The sequence below is a fragment of the Mesorhizobium loti R88b genome, from assembly GCF_013170845.1.
Lineage (GTDB): Bacteria > Pseudomonadota > Alphaproteobacteria > Rhizobiales > Rhizobiaceae > Mesorhizobium > Mesorhizobium loti_B.
Map to the genome: position 1 here is coordinate 6,443,062 of NZ_CP033367.1, position 22,530 is coordinate 6,465,591.

Consider the following 22,530-nt stretch of genomic DNA (forward strand, 5'->3'; position numbering starts at 1 on the left):
ATCATATCAGCCGGGGGGCCGTCAAGCGGATTGTCTGACATTCTTGCAATCTTCGGATTTGACAATCTGGCTATCCTGCTGTCAAATTTCCACAGCGTGGCGTATGATGTTTCACATTGCGACCCAAAGGCCCAAGAGGCGTTACCGATGCCCCCAGATTTGAATTTGCGAATTTCGCCACGGACCGTGCAACGGGAGACCGTCGACAAGTTACGGCTCGCCATCTTCTCCGGATTGTTCCAGCCGGGAAGCCGCCTGATCGAAAGTCAGCTGTGCACGCAGCTCGGCATTAGCCGCCCCTCGCTGAGGGAGGCTTTGCGCAGTCTTGAAGCCGAGCGCCTGATCGAGATCGTGCCCAACCGCGGACCGTCGATACCGGCGCTTTCCTGGGAGGTGGCAACCGCCATCTACGAGGTTCGAGAGCTGCTGGAAGTCGAGGCAGCGGGACGATGCGCGCTGAGAATTTCGCCTGAGCAGCTGCGTGAGCTTGAGAAATCTCTTTCCGCGTTCGAAGAGGCGGCATCCAGCAATGACAGCCTGGCGCAGGTCATGACCGCCGCGGACTTCTATTCGATCATACTCGCCAATTGCGGGAATCCGATCCTGGAGGAGGTCCATCGCGGTCTGGTGGCTAGGATAAGCTTCTTTCGAGGGCGATCGATGTCCCTGGAAGGCAGGGCGCAAAGCAGCCTGGCGGAGATGAGAGAGATATTCGAATCCATCGCCGCCGGCGACGAGAAAGCCGCCCGCAAAGCCTCGAAACAGCACGTCTTGAGGGCGAAAGCGGCAGCCAAGATTTCCATGGACCACGGAATTTGAGTTCTCCGAATTGCGATATCGTCATCGTCGGTGGCGGCTCGGCCGGGACGTTGCTTGCCGCGCGACTGAGTGAAGCGCCGGACAGACGCGTTCTGCTGATCGAGGCAGGCGAAGAGGCGAGCGACCCCGACATCTGGAACCCCGCCGCCTGGCCATCGCTTCAGGGCCGCAGCTACGACTGGGACTATCGCACGGAGCCGCAAGCCGGCACAGCGGGCCGGGTGCATCATTGGGCACGCGGGCGGCTGATCGGCGGCTCGAGTTGCCTGCACGCGATGGGCTATATGCGTGGCCATCCCGCCGATTTCCAGGCCTGGGTCGATGCGACGGGGGATCGCCGATGGAGCTGGGATGAACTGCTGCCCGTTTTCCAGTCCATCGAAAATCACCCGCTTGGCGGCGACGGCATTCATGGCAAAAGCGGGCCGTTGCCGATCCATTTGCCAGGGGACGAAGTCAGTCCGGTTGCTCGCGCCTTCATCGAGGCAGGCGCATCGTTGGGTCTGCCTCGCCTTGAAGGCCACAACAGCGGAGAGATGATCGGCGTCACTCCGAACTCCTTGAACATTCGTGACGGGCGGCGGGTCACTGCGGCGGACGCCTGGCTTACCGGGATAGTTCGAAGCCGCAAGAACCTGACAATCCTTACGGGGTCCCGGGTAAGCCGGCTCAACCTGGGAGCCAATCAGGTCCGCAGCCTCGAGGTCGTCGGGCAACAGGGTTCGGCCGAAGTCTTTGCGGATCAAATTATCCTTTGTGCCGGAGCGCTGGAAAGTCCGGCCTTGCTGATGCGCTCGGGCATCGGTCCGCACGATATGCTCGATGCGGCTGGCGTTGGCTGCCTGATCGACATGCCTGGAATCGGCCGCAACCTTCAGGATCACCTGCTTGGTGCCGGCAACCTCTATGCAGCCCGCAAGCCGGTGCCGCCGTCGCGCCTCCAACATTCGGAGTCGATGGCCTATATGAGCGCTGACAGCTTCAGCGCTACCGGGCAGCCTGAAATCGTCGTTGGTTGCGGCGTCGCGCCGATCGTATCCGAAAGCTTCCAGGCGCCTGAAGCCGGCACGGCCTACTCGCTGCTGTTCGGCATCACCCATCCGACGAGCCGCGGCAGCCTGCGCATAAGCGGGCCTGAGTTCGGCGATCGATTGATCATCGACCCGGCATATCTGCAAACCGGTCGGGACCGCGGGCTGTTTCGCCGGGCCCTCGAGGCAGCACGAACAATCGGGCATAGCGATGAACTTGCCGGCTGGCGAGAGCGCGAACTCCTGCCAGGCACCCTGAACAGTGCGGCCGAGATGGACGACTTCATCGCGCGGTCGGTCATCACACACCATCATCCCTGCGGAACTTGCAGGATGGGTAAGGACGCGGATGCCGTCGTCGATGCAGATCTACGATTGAAGGCGCTAGACAATCTTTTTGTCGTGGACGCGTCGATTATGCCGAACCTCACCGCGGGACCGATTCATGCTGCGGTGCTTGCGATCGCCGAGACCTTCGCTCGACGGCACCGGGAAATCCTACAATCTTGACCCTGTGATTCCAGCGCTGAGGATTGGCCAGTTGGTACCGTTGTCTGGGATCGACACCCACATCGACTTGTTGTTTTCGTTGTTCTTTTTCGGATTTCAAGCTCGATTTGTAGCACAATAGGTATCACATCCTCGGTGACTTCACGGATATCGCAGTCGTGGCGTCGAAGCGCGGGTTGTAGCGCAGGTAACGGAGCAGTTTCAGCCCGCCCTAGTCTAGAATACGTCCGCGTCGTCCCCTCACCGAACCAGCGCAAGGCAAGCTGTCCGCAGCGCAGAAGTCAGAGTGGCCCGGCTTGGGGTCAGATGCGATGTCGGAGCGCCTCGACGATTACCGCCATCGCGGGCGAGAGCTGCCGCCTGCTCGGGTAGTAGAGGTGATAGCCCGGCGGCCTTGCCGCGCGCAGCCGCCAGCCAAGAAGGCAAGGCCCCAGCCAGCCATGAGCCCACCGACATGAAGATAAGGATGACTTTTAACGGCCGCGCAATGACCGCCACGCTCCACGACAATCCGTCGGCGCGCGACTTCTTCTCCATGCTGCCGCTGGGCCTCAAGATCGAGGACTACGCGCATAACGAGAAGATCGCCTATCTGCCGCGCAAGCTAACGGAGGAGGGAAGCGGTTCCGTTCGCCAACGAGCAGCCCTATGTTTGATGAGGTAATCGATCAGAAAGCCCGCGTGATGAGCCTTTCGCATTTTCGTATAACCCGATTTCAGTTCGCCCGCGACCGGGTAATCGGGGACAGCCAGGTTCGGGCGGACGATGTCAACGGCGCGGCGCTGGAGCTCGTTTCCGAAAGTGGTGAGGTGGGGCTGGGATTCATCCAGACACTCTTCAATCCGTTGCCGGATCAGACGGAGATCGAGGCTGTTTTCGAGCATGAGGTTTGGCCGGCCCTGAAGGGAAACAGGGCGATCGCCCTGGTTCACCGTGTACACCGTCCGCGCGGTGGCAATCAGCGGGCTCACTCCCTGCCCTTTCACGAAGCGGTTCAGGTGGCGCTTTGGGATCTTGCGGCGAAGGAAGCCGGCCTGCCCCTTCATGTCTTGCTTGGCAGTCGCCGCAACCGGGTGAAGGCTTATGCCAGCGGTCTCGATTTTCACCTCGACGACGACGCCTTCGTCTCGCTGTTCTCCCACGCTGCATCGATTGGCTACTCGGCTTTCAAGATCAAGGTCGGCCACCCTGATTTCGACCGCGATCTGCGGCGCCTCGAACTGTTGAAGACCTGCGTGCCGGCCGGGTCCAAAATCATGATCGATCCGAACGAGGCCTGGACCTCGAAGGAAGCGCTCACGAAATTGGTGGCGATCCGCGAGGCCGGCCACGATCTTCTCTGGGTCGAGGATCCGATCCTGCGTCACGACCATGAAGGGCTGAGAACGCTCAGGCATGCCGTCACATGGACCCAGATCAACAGCGGCGAGTATCTGGATCTCCAGGGCAAGCGGCTTCTTCTGGAAGCCCATGCGGCAGACATCCTGAATGTCCACGGCCAGGTGACGGATGTCATGCGCATCGGATGGCTGGCCGCCGAACTCGGGATTCCGGTCAGCCTAGGTAACACCTTCCTGGAGGTTGGCGTGCACACGGCGGTCGCGCTTCCCGAGGTCGAATGGCTGGAATATTCATTTCAGAACTTCGATCATCTGGTGGAACAGCCTATCGAAATCCGGGACGGGTACGCCCATGCGCCCGATCGGCCGGGCCACGGACTGGTGCTGTCGCAAGAAGCGCGCAGCGAATGGATCAGGCCAAAGCGCCTGGCCCGGTCGGAACTGGGTGTCGCGCCAGAAAATCCACGTCTTTATCGCAAATGAGTTGACCGACCGGCTTCGGCATCGCCGATCTGCCCGCCGGACCATCCGCCAGATAGTAGAAAAAGGAGGCAATATTGTCGGGATTGGGATCACCGTTCCGCATAAAATTGCGGTGATCCCTCACCTCGACAGGGTGACACAGGTCGCAAAGTGAATCGGCGCTGTGAACTTCATGCGCTGCAACGAAAACCGAAGCATGACCGAAACAAACACGGACGGCGCGGGCTTCAGGCCGGGGCGAAGTGCTTGACGACGTTTGCGAGACACACATCCATGTAACCCCTCCATTGGCTCTTCACGAACAGGGTGAGTGGGAGTTTGGTAAGCCAGTTCTTGGCGAGAAAGGTGTATGTCCATTTCACCCGCGTGCCGCCATTGGCCGGTTCGAACCAGAATTGCCCGCGCGCTTCACCCATGAGATGCTTCAGCGCAAAGCTCGGGTCACTCACCCGATACGCGAAGTAGAAAGGCCGATCGTAGTGCGTGACACCCTCGTGCGCGGTGCTGCCGTCCGTCAGCTGGACGATCCTGTGCGAGCCGGGCCGATCCCACGGACCTGAAACATCCGAAGTCGACGCAACACCGGGCACCATCCCGTAGCCGGTCAGGATCTTGGGCAGGACATCTTCGGCAGCAACGAAGTCGAAGACTTCCTGGATGGCGTTCGCGACGAACACTTCTCGCGTGACCGCGACTTTCAGCTGCGCTGCGCGGCTAGTTTCAACATGGATCGTCACGATATTTCTCCTTGTTAATGTGATTGCAAAAGTAACAGGCACCGCGGTGGGCAGAAGCCGGCGTTTTCGGACACGGTGTCTCTCCCTCTTGTTTCGGCCAGTTGCCGGCGCGGGCGAGTTTGCGTTTCGCCCGCGCCGTAAACTCAGGCGGGATAAAGAGCGGGATAGTCGATGTAGCCTTCAGCCCCGCCGCCGGCATAGAACAGTGCCGGCCGCGGCTCGTTCAATGGCGCGCCCTCTTTGAGACGTGTGACCAGATCCGGGTTGGCAAGGGCCATGGCGCCTAGAGCTTCCATGTCGGCAACCCCGGCGGCAACATCGGCCCCGACCTGCTCGCGCGGGCGGCCCGGGCGATTGACGATCAAGACCCCGCCGAAAGCCTCCCGGATGTCCGCCAAGAGCGCTTCATTGCCGATATGGAGGATATGCAGATAGGCAACCCCGATCTTATGAAACTCGGCCGCCAGGTAGCGGTAGAGATCGTCGTTCTCGTTGCCTTCGGCGATGCCGCCCGTAGGTAGTCCCGGCGACAGCCGGATCGCCGTCTTCTCGGCACCGACCGCACCGACGATCGCTTGAACCACCTCAATCGCGAACCGTGCGCGGTTCTCAAGAGAACCACCGAATTCGTCGGTGCGCTTATTCGCGTTCGGCGCAAGAAACTGGTGCACCAGATACCCGTTCGCACCGTGAACTTCGACGCCGTCGGCCCCCGCTTCGATCGCGCGCTTGGCGGCGTTTGCGAAATCGGCGATGGTCTGCCGAACTTCAGCGGTTGTGAGCTCGCGTGGTTCCGGAACCGGCAGCATGCCTTTAACCGTGAACATGTTTTCACCGGAGGCAATCGCCGAAGGCGCAACCGGCTGGCGATGGTGCGGCGTGTTTTCCGGATGGGATCTGCGGCCGACATGCATGAGTTGGATGAACAGACGACCGCCCGTCTCATGGACGGCGTCGGCAACCTTCCGCCACCCCGCCACGTGATTGTCGTTGTAGATCCCTGGCGTGGCCAGATAACCCTGCCCGTCTTCGGACGGCTGGGTGCCCTCGGTGATCAGAAGACCCATCGTGGCGCGCTGTGCGTAATACTCGGGAGCCAGATCACCGGGTGTTCCGTCGGGCTTGGCCCGGCTTCGGGTCATCGGCGCCATGGCGAGGCGGTGCGGCAGTTGCAGGTTGCCGAGTTTGAAAGTGGACCAGACATAGGTCATGTGTTTTCTCCTATTGTTGGGTTTGTCGGGGGGCTGAGGATTAGAGTCTGCCTGCGGCAAGCAGCTCGCGCGTGCGTGTCAGCGTCGACAGCAGAGCGGATTTGTAACCCTTCTCGCTATCGAACTGCGTCTGCTCAGCCTGCTCCTCGGGGCCATTCGGCTCTTTGCCGCGAAGACCAGTGTAGCAATAGAACTTGAGCTGCAGCTCGCCGGCATCATCCTCGAACAGCTCGTTGATAATCGCGCCTTCGCGTGGGCCGATCGCTTGGAAGAAGGTGATCTTGCTTTGCGGCTCAAGGGTGATGATTTCGCGGAGGTCGGCGCCGGCGATCGTGGCTTCGCGCACGAAGTGGGTCGCGCTCTCCTCCACGACGTCGCAGCGCGTGCAGACGCCGGGCGGGAGGAAAAGGCGCGCGTCACGCGCCTTCAGCTCAAGGCCCTTCCAGACCTGCTCGCGCGTGAGCTTGGTCTCGCCGGCGGGGTTCACCGGAACGGTTGCAGTTGAATAGATCATAGTGTGTTCCTTGATTGGGTGTTGTGGACAGCAGCGCTCAGGCAGCGATCTGAGCGGCGTAGTCGCGGTACGAGCGCAGCGGGCGGCCCAGCAGGGTGGTCAGCCGATCGACATCGCCGGCGTCCGGGACCATGCCGTCGGTCAGGAAGCGCTCGGCCATCAGGCGCATGTCGAGGGCCATCCAGCTCGGCATGAACTGTCGCAGGTTCTGCTCAAATCCCGCGGTGTCATTGCCGGGGTAGGCGATCGGGCGGCCGAGGACGTCCGTCCAGATCGCCGCGGCATCAGCGCCCGTCAGCGTATCCGGGCCGACCAGGTTGATGCGGTTGAGCGGGAGCGGCGTGGACGACTGTTCGCGGCGGATGAGCTCGATCGCAGCGATCTCGCCAACGTCGCGGGCGTCGATCATGGCAAGACCCTTGCTGCCGATCGGCATGGGGTAGATGCCGTAGCCGGTGATCACGTCCTTGATGGTGATGTCGTTGTCCATGAAGTAGGCCGGGCGCAGGATGGTGGCGTTGAGGCCCATCTGCTCGATCATCCGCTCGACGCCGAACTTGCCCGCGAAGTGCGGCACGTTCACGTAGACGTCGCTGTGGATCACCGAGAGATAGACGATCCGCTCGATGCCGACTTCGCGAGCAACGGCCAAGGCGACGAGCGCCTGGGTATATTCGTCGGCCACTACCCCGTTCAGCAGGAACAGCGTGGACACGCCCGAGAAGGCGCTGCGCAGCGCGTCGACGTCGAGCAGGTCGCCTTGGGCGACTTCGACACCGGCCGGGAAATTGGCCTTGGAAGGGTCGCGAACCAGAACGCGCACGTCTGCGCCACGGTTCACAAGTTGTTCGACAACGTTGCGGCCTACATTGCCGGTCGCGCCAGTTACGAGGATGGTCATAGAGGTTACTCCTGGTTGGTTGTTAAGTCTGGTAACAATCTAACGGCCCAAATTCACACCCACTAGCCGCGCAATTTAGACGCACCGTCTCACTGGTGGAACGATAGAAGCCTTGGTCGGAGCAATGAGGCGGCAGCGTCGAGTGCAGCGGATCCGGCTTCCGGGATGGCAAGAGTTGGCCGGGAAAATGGCGACTGGGGTAACGTCCGTGCGCCCGCTGATGCCGATGACGTCGATCACAAGATCTCCGGCGAAAGCGGAGACGTCGAAACGCCGCATGTCATGCGACTGAGAGGTCCGCCGATGGACGGTCGCTACGGCGTCGACGCGCTCCAGCATTGTTTCGAGCTTTGCGGAGATCGCAGGATTTTCGACGGTGCGCGCCTGAAATCGCAGCAGCGCGGTGATCAAGGTCAGATCGTTCTTAACGCGGTGATCGAGTTGCAGGAGCAGTAGGATCTTCGCCTCGAGCACAACCGCCAGCTCCGCAATGCGGCCAGCGGCCGTGTACGCGCTCACTCAAAAAAGGGGCTTCATGGGTTGCACCGGTCCGATCAAGGAGCCCGGCACAAAGTGCACGCGGGCCTCACGATGCATTCCAGCGACGCTCCGCTACAAGATCGGCGCAGTGCACCGCAGTGTCCCTACATCGCGACAATTGGCCCCGCCTTGCTGCTGAGTGCCGCGGGCAGCAACACGCCGGCGTCAAACTCGCCGTGCGTTTCTGCCCCTTTCGTGTGCCAGTTTTGTTTCGCACGATGGATTGACGCCGCATGTCAGATCCGGTGTCTCCGCCAAGGGAGTTCACGATGATTGACGTCGACGATATGCGCGCCTTCCAGACGGTCGCCAGGCTATTGAGTTTTTCAGGGGCGGGCCGCGTCCTCTCAGTGCGCAAGTCGGCCATCAGTCGCTCGATCCAGCGGTTGGAAGCGCTGCTTGGCGTTCGCCTTTTTGAACGTACAACCCGCGAGGTCGTACTGACCGAGGCTGGGCGGGCGTTGCTCGGTCATTTTAGCGAGATCGTTACCCGCGTTGACGAGGTCCTCGATATGGCCACCAGCCTGGCGTCGCATCCACGAGGCCGGCTGCGGCTCACCGCTGGAATCGGCTTTGGCATGGAGGTGCTGACCGAAATTCTTCCTGTGTTTTCCCTCGCGTTTTCAGACGTCGATGTGTCTCTCGAACTGACGAGCAGGACGGTTGACCTTGTCGCCGAACAGACTGATGTGGCCTTCCGAATGGGTCCGATGCTTGATTCAAATCTGGTCGCGACACGGCTTGGAGCAATCGCCTGCCTGTTATGCGCCGCACCCTCCTACCTCGAACGGCGCGGTTGGCCCAGGTCGATCGACGATCTGCGCTCCCACGATCTGCTCCTCATCCCCCGTGGCGATGGTCTCCCCCGGCGTCTGTCGCTTTGCGACAAGGACGGCGTGGAGCACCAGGTCGAGGCCACCGCTCGGCTCACCGCAAATGATCCCAAGGCAATAGATCGCATGGTGCTTAACGGGGCTGGGATCGCGGCTACGGCGAGATATGTGGCCGCGCCTGAGATCGAGGCCGGCAATCTCGTTCGCGTTCTGCCCGACTGGAGCGTTCCAGCCGTCGATGTCAGTCTAGTCATGCCTGCCGGTAAGGAACGCAGCCCGGCTGCAAGAGCCTTCGTCGACTTTATGCGCAAACGGGTTGCCGGCAACCGCCGCTGGTTTGACGATGGGGCGTGACGACCTTCACCATGTAATCAGTGGCGAACGATGCCGCCAGGCGTCGCTATCCACCTGGTCGAGGACAAATTTCGCAACGTCCTCCCGCGAGATGGTGCCGCCATGGAAGGCGGACAGATCGGTTAGAGTGCGGACATTGCCGCGTCCCGCCTTTTTGTTCAAAACGGATGGCCGGATGATCGTCCAATCGAGGTCGGACTCACGGATGACGGCTTCCTGCCGGTTCTTGTCCGCATAGACGTTGCGCAGGAGCAGCGGGAAAATCACCTTATCGAACAGGAACCCGCCATGGCCGGCGCTATCGCCCGCGCCCATCCCGGTGATGGTGATCAGGCGCGAGAAGTGTTCCGTCTTCATTGCCTTAACGAGCGCGCGGGTCGCGGTCGAGAGCAGCGTCACCTGCTTGAACGGGCTGGCCGGAGTGCCCAGGGCACTGATGACGGCATCCTGCCCGGTCACGGCCTGGCGTAGGGTCTTCTCGTCGCGGGCGTCGCCGACAACAAGCCGAACGCCCTTCATATCCGCCGCTTTTTCGGGAGATCGGACCAGCGCCGTCACCTCATATCCGCGTGCCAATGCCTGGCTGACGATGAGACGGCCAGTTGGCCCCGTCGCCCCCAAAACCAATATCTTGGTCTGCGCGGCGTGGGGATTGTCGTTTGTGGACTTGGTCATGGCTTTGTTCCTCGTTGGGTGAGACGTTTGCAGTTGGGTAGGTTGTGTCGTGAATATGAGTGGTTCACAGACGACGCGATAGACGCTAATATTGGACACAACGTCTCATTGGTGGAACAGATGGATTTGCTGGCTCTCGCGGATTTCGTGCTCGTGGCCCGCCATGGCGGCTTCGGCCGTGCAGCACGGGCCGCCACACGCCCCAAGGCGACTTTGTCGCGACGGGTGGCAGAACTTGAGGCTGGCCTCGGATTGCGACTTGTCGAGCGTGGCGCGCGGGCACTCAAACTGACCGAGGAAGGGCGGGCGCTTTACGAACGGGCAGGCCATTTGCTGACCGAACTGGACGAAACCGCAGCAACGATTGCCTCGGGCGGACAGCGGCCGCGAGGCAAACTGCGGATAAGTGCACCATTGCTTTTTTCTCAAACCGCAATGGGCAAGATCGCCGCCGGTTTTGCGCTGAAGTACCCGGAAGTTCGACTCGAGGTCTCTACGGATGACCGCGCTGTGGATATGATCGAGGAGGGGTTTGATCTGGTGATCCGGGTAAACCCGAATCCGGATGAGACCCTTGTCGGGCGAGCGTTCCTGCACGATCGACTGGTGGTCGCCGCTAGCCCGGGTCTCGCCCGGCCGACGGCGAACATGACAGTGCCCGCCGTCGTACGATCGGCGGGCGATCGACTGACATGGCAAGTGATGACCGCCACCGGCCCGACTTCAATTATGATCGAGCCCGTTCTGGCTCTAACATCCCTTGTCATGGTCCGGGACGCGGTGCGAGCCGGCGTCGGCGCCGGCCGCCTACCTTTGTCGCTCGTGAGCCACGATCTCGCAGACGGCACGCTGGTAGAATGGGGCGAGGTCGACGGACCTGACATTGTTCTTTGGACGCTTTACCCGTCCAAGCGGCTCCTGAGCGCTCGGGTGTCAGCGTTTCTGAACTATCTCAAGGAGGCCTTCCCTATGGGGACGCCTGACGAACTGGCGGCTTATATCGGCAAATGAGGTGTCGCGCTCATGCCTTCCAACGACCTCATACGCCCTAAACCGCAAAATCAACGGCGGTATCACAAAAAGGCCAGAATGGCGCAACCGCAAGAGGAGATTGCGCTAAATTCGCCAGAAAAATCAACAGCTTAGAGAAATAACCGATGGTACCGTTGGCTGGGATCGAACCAGCGACCTCCGGATCCACAATCCGGCGCTCTAACCATCTGAGCTACAACGGCACGTTTGCCTGAGCGGATCGAGGTGCGATCTGCTCCGTCGTTCGGCGATGCGTCCTTACGGGCTTATGGATTTTAATTCAAGGCTTTTGGAAAGCAAAGGGCACTTGCCCACATCGGCATGTCGTTACCCAGGCAAGGGCAGAGTGCCAGGCAAAGAAAAAGGCCGGCGGGAGGAGGTGCCGGCCTTTTCCTGTTACGAGCCAGCGGGAGGAGGTGCTGGCTGGTCACCCCGGGGAGCAGAGGGAGGAGGTTCCACTCGCCGGGTATTCCTTTATGGCTACCATCATACGCTTGATCGTTTTTATGAAAATGCGACCTTTTGTTGCATCTTCAGACCAAGCGCAAATGTTAGGCAGCCTTGATGTCCTTCACGGCCTTCTCGAAGGCGGTCTTGATCGGCTTGGTGACGTCTTCGGCCGCCTTGGAGGCAACAGCCTGGAAGTCCTTGGCCTGCTCGACGGTCGATTCGATACGCTTACGCAGGAAGGAGGTCTGCAGTTCGACGACTTCCGACAGCGACTTGGCGCCAATCAGGGCTTCGAGATGCGAGAAGCCGGCTTCGGCATTGGTGCGCAGTGCAGCGATGGTCTTGAGCGACAGGTCGCTCGAAACAGTCTTGGCGGTCTCGTAGGTCGACTCCAGAGCCTTCTGGGTCTCTTCGGCGCCGGTCTTGAGCTTGGCATAGGCCTCTTTCGACTGCTCAACGCCCTTTTCGGCGAAAGCGCGCATCTGGTCGGTGGCCTTGGAAGCGTCGAAGCTCGGGAATTCAACGTTTTCGATCGTCTCGGCAGTCTTGGTCCTGGACATTTTCCATCCTTTTCAGCGGCAGCGGCTTTGACAGAAAGCCGTCTCGTTCAGTTATGATGGCAATATAAAGGCAAATTTTGTGCATTGCAATATCTTTGTTGCAGTGCACCATAATTTCTTTTGGGCCGTTAACCAAGAGGCCAGATTCCAGCCTTTGCACGTTCTGGCTTGTGGACCTTCGCGCCGCCGGCTTTTATTAACAAAGCGTTAACTGCAAACTTCGCCGCTCCGTGAGGATTCGCCAAGCGCATGCCGTCCGAATATTCCTTCCTCGACGTCGCCGTGCTCGACGCGGTCCGCCAGCGCTTTGCCGCCGGCGACGCGATCGCGATCCTGTCGGTGGACCTGGAGCAGGTGATCTGGGCCAATGGGCCGGGTGCTGCCGTGTTCGGCTACCCCGACATCGAAGCCATCATCGGCGCCTCCGCACAGTTACCGCTCATTGCTCGCCGCCAGATCATGGCGACCAGCGGTTTTCCCGAAATCGGCACTGATCGTGGCATCACCGTCAGGTTGGCGACCGGCATGACCAGCCGCACCATCGGCTTCCAGGCAAGTGCCGTGACCCTGCCCGACGGCGAAAAGGCGATCATGCTGGCGGTGCCGGCGGCGCAGACAGGCTCGCGCAGTGCCGCTGAAATCGCCAGCCGGGCGATCAGCGGCTTTACCGAAGACGGCCATTTCATCGCCTTCATCGATGCCGGGGGCAATGTCGAGGCCGCCTCGGAGGGATTTTCAGCGCTCGACATCCAGCCCGCGACACTGGCCGCCCTGGTGGCCGATGTGGCTGCCGAGAGCGAACGCATCGTCAAGCGCCTCGTTCCGGGCGGCAACACCTCTTACCCGGCTGGCCTCGCCCGGTTGACGCCGGACCGGCATCTCCTGGTCGTGATCGACGAGGATCAGCTCGAGGACAACGCGTCTGTTGAAGAGGCTTCGGCAGGCCCCGAAGTGGTGGAAAGCCCGGCCAACGAAACCGGCGGCACTGCCGCGGCGGCGGAAAGCACCGGCGTTGAATCCGATCCTCACCAGGACAATCAGCCGACGGCGGATGTTTCGCAGACAGAGGCGATCAAGCGGCCCGCTGCCGAGATCGAGCACGAGCCCACCCCTTCCGAGCCCGTGACTGAACATAAGCCGGAACAGGCAACGCAAGAGCTAACGGAGCCGACCGGACCGACACCGGTAGCTGCCGACAACGATCAGCCGGCGGCTGGCACGCCGGCACAGCACGATCATTGGTATTTCAATGCCGGCGAGGACGATGCGCGACCCGCGCCAGCGACGCAGGAACCGAAGAACAACGCCGAGGCTTCGGCGGGCACCGCGAAGCAGGACGAGGCCACCTCCCCGGCTGCCGTGGCCGAAACGAGCGCGGCCGAGACTTCGGCCGACACCCCGAACCACGACGAGGCCACCTCCCCGGCTGCCCCGATCGCACCTCCCCCGGCCGCCAGGACGATCGACCGCTCAGCGGCGCCGATGCGGTTTGTCTGGCGCACCGACGCCGAGGGCAAGTTCAGCACGCTGTCGCCGGAATTCGCCGACATCGTCGGCAAGCCGGCCGCCGACGTGATCGGCCGGCGCTTCAGGGATGTCGCGGCCGCCTTCGGCCTCGACGCGTCCGGCGAGATTGCCGGCCTGCTGGAGCGGCGCGACACCTGGTCCGGCCGCTCCGTGCTGTGGCCTGTTGTCGGCACCGATCTGAAGATCCCCGTCGACCTCGCCGCCTTGCCGGTTTATGGCCGCAGCCGTGCTTTCGAAGGTTTTCGCGGTTTCGGCGTGGCGCGGACCGGCGACGCGATCGTCGATCCGGAAGCGATCGGCATGGCCCTGGTGCCCAATGGCGAGGCCCCTGTAGGGTCTGTACCGGAAGCCGTCGAACCTCTCGTTGAAGAACCGAAGGCCGAGGAGCCGAACGCGGCGGATCCGTTCAAGGGTGAGGTGCCGGCGCTGACCATCGTGCCGAAACCGGAGCGGCGCTTTGCCGACAAGGTCATCCGGCTGGCCGAACACCGGCAGCCGGCCAACGACAAGGGGCTGTCGACACTGGAGCGCAGCGCCTTCCGCGAGATCGGCGAGCGGTTGAAGAAAGACAGTTCGCCGGCCGAGCCGCCGGAAGCCGAGAAGCCCGGCATCGAAAGCCCGACGCAACCCGAGGCCAAGACACCGGGTGAACCGGCGGCGGAAACGGTAGCGGAGGCCCCAACCCCGAAGACGGAAGCTCCGATCGAGTCTGTCGCCGAGGTTGCGTCGACACCTGATGCCGCCCCAGATCAAGAGCCGACAGAGGCCAGCGAAATCCCGGTGGCGGAGCCGGAGAACGGCGCCGTGTCGGCCGAGCCATCCGAGACCGATGTCGATGCCGAGGACGAGATAGATCTCGCGCGACTCGATGGCGTCCATCCGGACGACACGGTTGACGAGGAGCATGCCGACGCGCCGGCCGGCGTGACTGGCTCGCTGCTCAGCTACGCCGACCACAATGACGAGCCCAGCCCTGTCGCGGACAATGACGAGCCTACGGTCCCTGAACCGGTAGCCTCTGAACCAGTCGCTGCGGAACCGGAAATTGCCAAGCCGGCCGCGATCGACGAAGAACCGGCAACTGCGGACACCAGACATGTCGCGACAGACGACGACAGCATGACGTCGGCCGATTTTCGCGATGCCGAGGACAATGAGGATTGGGCCGGCGCGGAAGATGCCGCGGTTCGTGATGAGGTCGCGGAGCATGCCGGGCCATCGGCCGTCTCCGACGGGCAAGCCGTTGCGCCGGCCGCCGAGATTGTCAGTGCCAGCGACGCCGCCGGGATGCAGCGCCCACGCCTGCAGGTACCGCCGCTCAAGACCGAAGGCTTCGTGCCGTCGGCGTTTTCCGTCGGCAACGATAGCAAGGCTCCCGATACGTCGCTGCTCAGCAAGCTGCCGGTGCCGCTGCTCATCCATTCGGGCGACCAGTTGCACTATGCCAACGAGGAATTCCTAGACCTGACCGGTTACGACACGCTTGAGGATCTCGAGGATGCCGGCGGCCTGGGCGCGCTGTTTGCCGATCCCTACGCCGATGACAGTGCCTCCGACGGCAGCGACCGGGCGTTGCGACTGAAGACCCGCGACGGACAGGAATTCCCGATCGACGCCATCCTGCGCTCCGTTCCCTGGCGCGACGGCAAGGCGCTGATGCTCGTCGTGCGCCGTTCTGGCGAGGATGACGCGCCTGTGGCCCTGCACGCGGTTGGCGAGGAGCCGACACAGCCCGACATTTCCGAGCTCAAGGCGCGCATCGCCGAGATGCGCACCATCATCGACACCGCCACCGATGGCGTCGTGCTGATCGGCAGTGACGGCACCATCCGCTCGATCAGCCGCCCGGCCGAAGCGCTGTTCGGCTTCGACAGCGACGAGGTGACCGGCAAGCCGTTCGCCTCGCTGTTTGCCATCGAAAGCCAGCGCGCAGCGCGCGACTATCTCACCGGCCTGTCCGAGCCCGGCGTGGCGAGCGTGATGAACGACGGCCGCGAGGTGATCGGGCGCGAAGCGCAAGGGCGCTTCATCCCCCTGTTCATGACCATCGGCCGGCTGCCCAATGACAGCGGCTTCTGTGCCGTTGTGAGAGACATCACACAGTGGAAGCGGGCCGAGGAAGATCTCACCCAGGCGCGTGCGGTGGCCGAGCGGGCTTCCTCGCAGAAGACCGATTTCCTTGCCCGCATCAGCCACGAGATCCGCACGCCGCTCAATGCCATCATCGGGTTTTCCGAATTGATGGTCGACGAGAAGTTCGGGCCGGTCGCCAATGACCGCTACCGCGACTATCTCAGAGACATTAACCGCTCGGGCAACCATGTGCTCGATCTGGTCAACGACTTGCTGGACATCTCGAAGATCGAGGCGGGCCAGCAGGAAATGGCCTATGAGGCGGTGTCGCTCAACGATACGCTGGCAGAGACCGTGGCGATGATGCAGCCGCAAGCCAACCGCGAACGCGTCATCATCCGCTCCAGCTTCGCCTCGCGGCTGCCGGAAGTGGTGGCTGATCTCCGTTCCGTGCGCCAGATCGCGCTCAATATCCTGTCGAACGCCATCCGCTACACCCAGGCCGGCGGCCAGGTGATCGTCTCGACCGCCTATGAAACCTCGGGCGATGTCGTCATGCGCGTGCGCGACACCGGCATCGGCATGAGCCAGGCCGAGATCGAGCAGGCGCTGAAGCCGTTCAAGCAGATCAACGCGTTGAAGCGCGGACGTGGCGACGGAACCGGCCTCGGTCTACCGCTGACCAAGGCGATGGTGGAAGCAAACCGCGCCCGCTTCACCATCAATTCGACGCCTGGCGAAGGCACTCTGGTGGAGGTCGCGTTCCCCTCGACCCGGGTGCTCGCGGAATAGCCGGTCAGTCTATCAGGCAAAAGAAAAGGCGCCCAAAGGACGCCTTAAGAGATGGGATTGCTGTCACAACGGGGGCTTGAGCGAATTCAGATCCTCCGGGGGCAGAGGAACGGGATTTCTCCCTCAAGTTACATGCGACTATCGACGCCGGGACTTAACAAGTCCTTACCAGCCTCTCGAAAAATTTACGAATGTGTACCACTCATGAAATCTAGGTAAATTCTAACGACAGATTTCGTTAACCATGGCGGTTGGGTTCATTCGGCAAGCTGAGGCAGGTTCCTGAACAGCTCCAGCGCTTCCGGGTTGGCCAGCGCTTCCTTGTTCTTGATGGCGCGGCCATGAACGACGTCGCGCACCGCGAGTTCGGTGATCTTGCCCGACTTGGTGCGCGGGATGTCGGCGACGGCAACGATCCTGGCCGGCACATGGCGCGGGCTGGCGCCGGTGCGGATTTTCGCCCGGATGCGCTTTTCCAGATCCTCGTCCAGTTGGACACCGGCCGCCAGCCGCACGAAAAGCACGACGCGCACGTCATTGTCGAAATCCTGGCCGATGCACAGCGCTTCGAGTATCTCCGGCATCTGCTCGACCTGGTTGTAGATCTCCGCCGTGCCGATACGCACACCACCCGGATTGAGCGTGGCGTCGGAGCGGCCATGGATGATCATGCCGCCATGATCCGTCCATTCGGCGAAGTCGCCATGGCACCAGACATTGTCAAAACGCTCGAAATACGCGGCCTGGTATTTCTTGCCGTCCGGGTCGTTCCAGAAGCCGATCGGCATCGACGGAAAGGCCCTGGTACAGACCAGTTCGCCCTTCTCCTGGCGGATCGGTCTGCCATCGTCGTCCCAGACATCGACGGCGAGGCCAAGGCCGGGACCCTGGATCTCGCCGGTCCAGACAGCTTGCGTCGGCACGCCAAGCACGAAGCAGGAGACGATGTCGGTGCCGCCGGAGACCGAGGCCAGATGCACGTCCTTCTTGATCCCCTCATAGACAAAGCGGAAATCCTCCGGCGACAGCGGCGAGCCGGTCGACGAGATGCTGCGTATTGTCGACAGATCATGGCTGCGGATCGGCTTGAGGCCGGCCTTGCGCACGGAATCGATGAATTTGGCCGAGGTGCCGAAAAAGGTCATCTTCTCGGCATCGGCGAAATCAAACAACACATTGCCGTCGGGGTAGAAGGGCGAGCCGTCATAGAGCAGCAGTGTCGCGCCGGATGCGAGGCCCGACGCCAGCCAGTTCCACATCATCCAGCCGCAAGTGGTGAAATAGAAGAAGCGGTCGCCCTCGCTGAGGCCGGCATGCAGCCGGTGTTCCTTGACATGCTGGATCAGCGTGCCGCCGGCCGAATGGACGATGCATTTGGGAATGCCGGTGGTGCCTGACGAAAACAGGATGTAGAGCGGATGCGAAAATGGCAGCCGCTCGAAGCCGACCGGCTTGGCCGCAAACGGCGACAGCGCCTCTTCCAGCGCCACGGCCTTGTCGATAATGTCAGCGACATCGCGCGACGAGCCGAGATAATCGACGATCAGCACCTTGCGCACGGTATCAAGCTTGGCCGCAACAGCAGTGATCTTGTCGGCGACCTCGATCGCCTTGCCGTTGTACCAGTAACCGTCTGGCGCGATGAAGATGACAGGTTCGATCTGGCCGAACCGGTCGAGCACGCCCTGCTCACCGAAATCGGGCGAGCAGGATGACCAGACCGCGCCGATCGAGGCCGTGGCCAGCATGGCGGCAACGGTCTCCGGCATGTTGGGCATCATCGCCGCGATGCGGTCGCCCTTCTTTACCTTGAGCGACAGGAACAGCTGCTGAAAGCGCGAGGTCAGCTGCCGTAGTTCGTTCCACGACAGCCGCCGCTCGATCTTGTCCTCGCCGCGAAAGACAATCGCGTCACCAGAACCGGTCTTCTCCAGCAGGTTCTCGGCGAAGTTCAGCGTCGCATCGGGGAAGAATGATGCGCCCGGCATCTTGTCGCCATCGGCCAGCAGGCGCTCGCCTCCCTTGTCGCCGACGATGCCGCAAAAATCCCAGACCAGGCTCCAGAATGCCTCGCGGTCCTCGACCGACCAGCGGTGAAGGTCGGCATAGGAGGCGAATGTGGCGCCGGCTTTCGTTTCCGCTTCCTTCAGGAAAGCGGTCAGCGGCGAAGCGTCAATCTGGTCTTGCGTCGGGGTCCAGAGCGGTACTTCGGCAGCCATGATCGATCCTCCCAAGTCGTCATCGCTTATGCATATCGCAGCGCAGCAGAGCAAGATTTTGTTGGGCCGAAGCGGCCAGGTGTGCGCAAATGCCATCGCCGGGCCATAAAGACTTGAAATGCCTCAGTCGTAAGTCGTAGTGACGACTGGGGTCACGTCGGGCAATTTTTTCGGAACGGAAGCGTACAAGACGATATGCCGTCATCCTTGATCCGCCGCGGAGTATGGGCGATCGGCGCTGCCGTGATCGTCATCGCTCTGGTGGTCGCCGCGTTGCCGCTGATCGCCTCGACGCGTATCGTGCGCGACCGCATCGCCTGGGAAATGAGCGCCTGGAGCGGCTTCCGGGTCGCCATTGACGGCTCGCCACGCATCGAGGTCTGGCCGAAATTCCGCGCAATCCTGACCGATGTGACGCTGTCGAAGTGGACGGACGCCGATGCGCCGCCGGTCGTCGAGGCCGAACGGGTCGAGATTGACCTCTCGGCCATGGCGGCATTGCAGGGCGATGTGGCATTTTCCACGGCGCGGCTGGTGCGGCCGACGATCCGGGTCCAGCGCACGGTGGATGGCCTGTTCCTGCCCACGGCACCGACCGGCGGCCGCATCGCACGCTCCATCGACACGGCGCGCGGGGTCGTCAGTGCAGACCCTGCCAAGCCCGATCTCGACAAGCTGCCGGCCGATGCCTTCGGCACGGTGGAGTTCAGGGACGGCCGCATGGTGGCTTCCGTCGACGGCAAGGACGTCGAGATCCTGAGCAGCCTTAACGGCCAGGCGAATTGGGCGGCGATGAACAGCAATGCGACGCTGTCGGCAACCGGCATCTGGCGCGGCGAAAGCGTGGCGCTCGACGCTGCCTCACCGAAGCCGCTGGTGTTGTTTGCCGGCGGCATGGCGCCGCTCACTCTATCTTTCAAGGCAGCACCCGCCACCTTCTCCTTGGACGGCATGGCCAGCATGGCCGAGAACGGCTATTTCGACGGCCAGGTCAAGTTCGCGGCACCCTCGCTGCGCCGCGTGCTGGAGTGGTCTCAGGCCGGCATCGCGCCGAGCGCGGCGATCGGCTCGGTCAGCATTTCGAGCAAGGTCACGGCGTCGGCCGGACGCATCAAATTCGAAAACACCGCGCTTGCGCTGGACAACAATCCCGGCATGGGCGCGCTCGACCTGTCGCTTGGCGAAGCACAGCCGGTGATCTCGGGCACGCTCGCCTTCGACACGCTCGACCTCAGATCGTTCCTGTCCGCCTTCACGCCGCTGGCGCCTGCGAGCGGTACAGGACCAGAAATCGAAGCGAGTTTCGCCGACCGGATCAACCTCGATCTCAGGCTGTCGGCGGCGCATGCCACGGCAGGCCCCATCCAGCTTGCCGATGTCGCCGCGACCGCCCAGGTCAAGGATGGTCTTTCCGTCTTCGATATCTCCGACGCCTCGGCCTTTGGCGGCAACATCCAGACCAGCCTTCGTTTCGACCGCAAGCCCGAGGGCACCCAGGTCGAGATCCGGCTGCTTGCGTCCGATGTCGATGGCGGCGCGTTCGGTACGGCGGCCGGCATGACCCGGCTGGTGCCGGTCGGCACGGGCACCGTTTCGGTCATCCTCAAGGGACCGGGCAGAACCTGGGATTCGATCTTTGAAAATGCCGACGGCTCGGTCTCAGCGACCTTCGGCCCCGGCGCGCTCAGCAAGTTCAACCTGCCGGCCTTCCTCAAGCATTCCGAACAGGGCGGCTTCTTCGCGCTGGACGACGTCTCGGACGGGACGCTGCCGATCGACGGCGCCGAACTGAAGGCAACCATTTCGAGAGGCGTGGCGAGGCTGGACAAGGCCGAGGCCAATTCGGCGAAAACCAAGATCTGGCTTTCCGGCATCGCCTCCTATGCGGGGCGCGGACTGGCACTGTCCGGCGGTGTCATCCAGCCGGACCAAGCGGCGGCGCAGAAGACCGGCCAGCAGGGACCCAACCAGTCGTCCTTCTTCGTTGGCGGAACATGGAGCACGCCGTTCATTTCCCCGATAAGCCGCGGCGTTTCGGGCGAATAGCTCCGGCGCTTTCGTTCAGTTGAGCATGATCTGTCCGAAAACCGGCTTCCACCCTCGGGTCAGGCCCGAGGGCGTGCTTTTGGGAATCATGCTCACCCGCGCTGCGCCACCTGTTCGTCGAGCTGGCGCTGCACTTCACGCCGCTTGTTGGCGATCGAAGCGATGATGACGCCGACCGCGACAACGGCGATCAGGATGGTGCAGGCGGCATTGATCTCCGGCGTCACGCCGAGACGGACCTGGCTGTAGATCTTCATCGGCAGCGTCGTGGCGCCCGGCCCGGAGGTGAAGCTGGCAATGACCAGATCGTCGAGCGACAGCGTAAAGGCCAGCATCCAGCCGGACACGATTGCCGGCAGGATGACCGGCAGCGTGATCTGGAAGAAGGTTTTTACCGGCGTCGCGCCGAGATCCATCGCCGCCTCCTCCAGTGACCGGTCGAAGGAAACCAGGCGTGACTGCACGACGACCGCCACGAAGCACATTGTCAGCGTGATGTGGGCGAGTGTCACCGTCAAGAAGCCGCGGTCGAGACCAACGGCAACGAAGAGCAGCAGCAGCGACAGGCCAGTGATGACTTCCGGCATGACGAGCGGTGCGAAGACCATGCCGGAAAACAGCACCCGGCCCCTGAACCGCGTGTAGCGTGTCAGGGTGAGAGCCGCCAGCGTGCCGAGCACGGTCGCAACCGTCGCCGAAATGACGCCGACGCGCGCCGTGACCCAGGTGGCGTCCATCAGGCCCTGATTGTGGAACAGCGACACGTACCATTTGGTCGAGAAGCCACCCCAGACGGTGACGAGCTTGGATTCGTTGAAGGAGAAGACGATGAGCAGCACGATCGGCAGGTACAGGAAGGCAAAGCCAAGCACGATCGAGGTGACGTTGAAGCGGCTCCAGGTGGCGTTCATTTGTCCTGTTCCTGCGCTTTGGCCTGCGCTTGCTGGAAGAGCATGATCGGCACGGTCAGCAGCAGAAGAAGGATGACGGCGACGGCCGAAGACACCGGCCAGTCACGGTTGGCGAAGAACTCGTTCCACAGCGTCTTGCCGATCATCAGCGTGGACGAACCGCCGAGCAGATCGGGGATGACGAACTCGCCGACGGCCGGGATGAACACCAGCAGGCAGCCGGCAATGACGCCCGGCACCGACAGCGGGAAGGTGATCTTCCAGAAGGCTGATGTCGGCGGGCAGCCGAGATCCTTGGCCGCCTCGATCAGCGAATAGTCCATCTTTTCCAGCGACGAATAGAGCGGCAGCACCATGAACGGCAGATAGGAATAGACGATGCCGATGAAGATCGCCGTATAGGTGTTGAGGATGACCAGCGGCTGGTTGATGATGTGCAGCGACAAGAGCAACTGGTTGAGCAGGCCCTCGGGCTTCAGAATGCCGATCCAGGCATAGACGCGGATCAGGAACGAGGTCCAGAACGGCAGGATGACCAGCATCAGCAAAGTCGGGCGGATTGTGGCCGGTGCGCGTGACATGCCATAGGCGATCGGGTAGCCGACGATAAGCGTCAAGAGCGTCGAGATCGCGGCAATGATCACGCTGGTCACATAGGCCTTGAAATAGAGCGCGTCCTGCGTCAGCCAGACATAGTTGTCGAAGTTGAGGTTGCGGAACCCGGCGAAGAAGCCGGACACGCCGTCCCTGAAGTCGAGCACTGGCGTATAGGGCGGCATGGCGATCGCGGTCTGCGACAGCGAAATCTTGAAGACGATGACGAAGGGAATGAGGAAGAAGAACAGCAGCCAGACATAGGGGACGATGATGACGAGCCGGTTGACGAAGCCGGCACCCAGCCGCGTCAAAAACGGCTTGGCGGCAGTCGACGGCATGGCGGTATCGGTGACAGCGATGTTGGACATGGCAGC

17 protein-coding genes, 1 tRNA gene and 1 pseudogene are annotated in these 22,530 nt (G+C 62.1%); 8 read left to right on the top strand and 11 right to left on the bottom strand.

Annotated elements, in window-relative coordinates; all coding sequences use genetic code 11:
* Positions 1–30: 30 nt before the first annotated feature.
* The 4 genes and pseudogenes from EB235_RS31345 (at position 31) to EB235_RS31360 (ending at position 4,184) form a co-directional block, all read left to right on the top strand.
* Positions 31–819 (top strand): GntR family transcriptional regulator, encoded by a 789-nt coding sequence (locus EB235_RS31345; RefSeq protein WP_245268895.1) that lies wholly within the window; start codon positions 31–33, stop codon positions 817–819.
* The gene (locus EB235_RS31350) at positions 816–2,360 is read left to right on the top strand and encodes a GMC family oxidoreductase (protein ID WP_027033553.1); all 1,545 of its coding nucleotides are present in this window, start codon (positions 816–818) and stop codon (positions 2,358–2,360) included. The genes EB235_RS31345 and EB235_RS31350 overlap by 4 nt, the downstream gene beginning before the upstream one ends.
* A 394-nt stretch (positions 2,361–2,754) precedes the next feature.
* Positions 2,755–3,007, top strand: a pseudogene (locus EB235_RS31355) (cyclophilin-like fold protein); the annotation flags it as partial.
* Between the two features lie 37 nt (positions 3,008–3,044).
* Positions 3,045–4,184 carry a mandelate racemase/muconate lactonizing enzyme family protein gene (locus EB235_RS31360; protein ID WP_027033552.1) on the top strand — a complete coding sequence of 380 codons (1,140 nt, stop codon included), beginning with the start codon at positions 3,045–3,047 and terminating at the stop codon, positions 4,182–4,184.
* Between the two features lie 227 nt (positions 4,185–4,411).
* On the opposite strand, the gene EB235_RS31370 is transcribed toward EB235_RS31360, so the two are convergent.
* The 5 genes from EB235_RS31370 to EB235_RS35320 form a co-directional block, all read right to left on the bottom strand.
* A complete protein-coding gene (locus tag EB235_RS31370; protein ID WP_027033551.1) occupies positions 4,412–4,921 on the bottom strand; it encodes an SRPBCC family protein in 510 nt (169 codons plus the stop codon).
* Between the two features lie 143 nt (positions 4,922–5,064).
* Positions 5,065–6,132: an alkene reductase gene (locus EB235_RS31375; protein WP_027033550.1), complete on the bottom strand. Its 1,068-nt coding sequence runs from the start codon at positions 6,130–6,132 to the stop codon at positions 5,065–5,067.
* Between the two features lie 40 nt (positions 6,133–6,172).
* Positions 6,173–6,646 (bottom strand): SRPBCC family protein, encoded by a 474-nt coding sequence (locus EB235_RS31380; RefSeq protein WP_027033549.1) that lies wholly within the window; start codon positions 6,644–6,646, stop codon positions 6,173–6,175.
* Positions 6,647–6,683: 37 nt separating this feature from the next.
* Positions 6,684–7,547, bottom strand: coding sequence for an SDR family oxidoreductase (locus EB235_RS31385; RefSeq protein WP_027033548.1), 864 nt, complete (start codon positions 7,545–7,547; stop codon positions 6,684–6,686).
* A gap of 75 nt (positions 7,548–7,622) precedes the next feature.
* The gene (locus EB235_RS35320; RefSeq protein ID WP_027033547.1) at positions 7,623–8,066 is read right to left on the bottom strand and encodes a histidine kinase dimerization/phosphoacceptor domain -containing protein; all 444 of its coding nucleotides are present in this window, start codon (positions 8,064–8,066) and stop codon (positions 7,623–7,625) included.
* Between the two features lie 290 nt (positions 8,067–8,356).
* Here EB235_RS35320 and EB235_RS31395 point away from each other — a divergent pair, with 290 nt between their 5' ends.
* The gene (locus EB235_RS31395) at positions 8,357–9,274 is read left to right on the top strand and encodes a LysR family transcriptional regulator (protein WP_051429775.1); all 918 of its coding nucleotides are present in this window, start codon (positions 8,357–8,359) and stop codon (positions 9,272–9,274) included.
* A 6-nt stretch (positions 9,275–9,280) separates the two neighbouring features.
* Here EB235_RS31395 and EB235_RS31400 read toward each other — a convergent pair whose 3' ends face one another.
* Positions 9,281–9,949, bottom strand: a complete 669-nt coding sequence (locus tag EB235_RS31400; protein WP_027033546.1) for an NAD(P)-dependent oxidoreductase — start codon at positions 9,947–9,949, stop codon at positions 9,281–9,283.
* A 120-nt stretch (positions 9,950–10,069) separates the two neighbouring features.
* Between EB235_RS31400 and EB235_RS31405 the strand changes: the two genes are divergently transcribed.
* On the top strand, positions 10,070–10,960 hold the full coding sequence (locus tag EB235_RS31405) for a LysR family transcriptional regulator (RefSeq protein WP_027033545.1): 891 nt from the start codon (positions 10,070–10,072) through the stop codon (positions 10,958–10,960).
* A 147-nt stretch (positions 10,961–11,107) separates the two neighbouring features.
* Here the strand turns inward: EB235_RS31405 and EB235_RS31410 are convergent.
* Positions 11,108–11,184 (bottom strand) — tRNA-His (locus tag EB235_RS31410).
* Between the two features lie 348 nt (positions 11,185–11,532).
* Positions 11,533–11,991, bottom strand: a complete 459-nt coding sequence (locus tag EB235_RS31415) for a phasin (protein ID WP_027033544.1) — start codon at positions 11,989–11,991, stop codon at positions 11,533–11,535.
* 249 nt (positions 11,992–12,240) lie between these two features.
* Here EB235_RS31415 and EB235_RS31420 point away from each other — a divergent pair, with 249 nt between their 5' ends.
* Positions 12,241–16,383, top strand: coding sequence for a PAS domain S-box protein (locus EB235_RS31420; RefSeq protein ID WP_027033543.1), 4,143 nt, complete (start codon positions 12,241–12,243; stop codon positions 16,381–16,383).
* A 257-nt stretch (positions 16,384–16,640) separates the two neighbouring features.
* Here the strand turns inward: EB235_RS31420 and EB235_RS31425 are convergent, their stop codons facing one another.
* Entirely contained in the window at positions 16,641–18,602 is a 1,962-nt protein-coding gene (locus tag EB235_RS31425) for an acetoacetate--CoA ligase (RefSeq protein WP_027033542.1), read from the bottom strand.
* Between the two features lie 195 nt (positions 18,603–18,797).
* On the opposite strand from EB235_RS31425, the gene EB235_RS31430 reads away from it, so the two are divergent.
* Positions 18,798–20,648: an AsmA family protein gene (locus EB235_RS31430; protein WP_027033541.1), complete on the top strand. Its 1,851-nt coding sequence runs from the start codon at positions 18,798–18,800 to the stop codon at positions 20,646–20,648.
* A gap of 92 nt (positions 20,649–20,740) precedes the next feature.
* Here the strand turns inward: EB235_RS31430 and EB235_RS31435 are convergent, their stop codons facing one another.
* Both EB235_RS31435 and EB235_RS31440 read right to left on the bottom strand, forming a co-directional pair.
* Positions 20,741–21,559, bottom strand: coding sequence for an ABC transporter permease (locus EB235_RS31435; protein WP_027033540.1), 819 nt, complete (start codon positions 21,557–21,559; stop codon positions 20,741–20,743).
* Positions 21,556–22,524, bottom strand: coding sequence for an ABC transporter permease subunit (locus tag EB235_RS31440; RefSeq protein ID WP_027033539.1), 969 nt, complete (start codon positions 22,522–22,524; stop codon positions 21,556–21,558). Before EB235_RS31440 ends, EB235_RS31435 begins: the two co-directional genes overlap by 4 nt.
* Positions 22,525–22,530: the final 6 nt, after the last annotated feature.

Bases quoted from the DNA above. Each gene is read 5' to 3' on its own strand.
- EB235_RS31360 (WP_027033552.1), top strand. From the start codon at position 3,045: ATGAGCCTTTCGCATTTTCGTATAACCCGATTTCAGTTCGCCCGCGAC.
- EB235_RS31375 (WP_027033550.1), bottom strand. From the start codon at position 6,132: ATGACCTATGTCTGGTCCACTTTCAAACTCGGCAACCTGCAACTGCCG.
- EB235_RS31380 (WP_027033549.1), bottom strand. From the start codon at position 6,646: ATGATCTATTCAACTGCAACCGTTCCGGTGAACCCCGCCGGCGAGACC.
- EB235_RS31385 (WP_027033548.1), bottom strand. From the start codon at position 7,547: ATGACCATCCTCGTAACTGGCGCGACCGGCAATGTAGGCCGCAACGTT.
- EB235_RS31395 (WP_051429775.1), top strand. From the start codon at position 8,357: ATGATTGACGTCGACGATATGCGCGCCTTCCAGACGGTCGCCAGGCTA.
- EB235_RS31400 (WP_027033546.1), bottom strand. From the start codon at position 9,949: ATGACCAAGTCCACAAACGACAATCCCCACGCCGCGCAGACCAAGATA.
- EB235_RS31405 (WP_027033545.1), top strand. From the start codon at position 10,070: ATGGATTTGCTGGCTCTCGCGGATTTCGTGCTCGTGGCCCGCCATGGC.
- EB235_RS31415 (WP_027033544.1), bottom strand. From the start codon at position 11,991: ATGTCCAGGACCAAGACTGCCGAGACGATCGAAAACGTTGAATTCCCG.
- EB235_RS31420 (WP_027033543.1), top strand. From the start codon at position 12,241: ATGCCGTCCGAATATTCCTTCCTCGACGTCGCCGTGCTCGACGCGGTC.
- EB235_RS31425 (WP_027033542.1), bottom strand. From the start codon at position 18,602: ATGGCTGCCGAAGTACCGCTCTGGACCCCGACGCAAGACCAGATTGAC.
- EB235_RS31430 (WP_027033541.1), top strand. From the start codon at position 18,798: ATGCCGTCATCCTTGATCCGCCGCGGAGTATGGGCGATCGGCGCTGCC.
- EB235_RS31435 (WP_027033540.1), bottom strand. From the start codon at position 21,559: ATGAACGCCACCTGGAGCCGCTTCAACGTCACCTCGATCGTGCTTGGC.
- EB235_RS31440 (WP_027033539.1), bottom strand. From the start codon at position 22,524: ATGTCCAACATCGCTGTCACCGATACCGCCATGCCGTCGACTGCCGCC.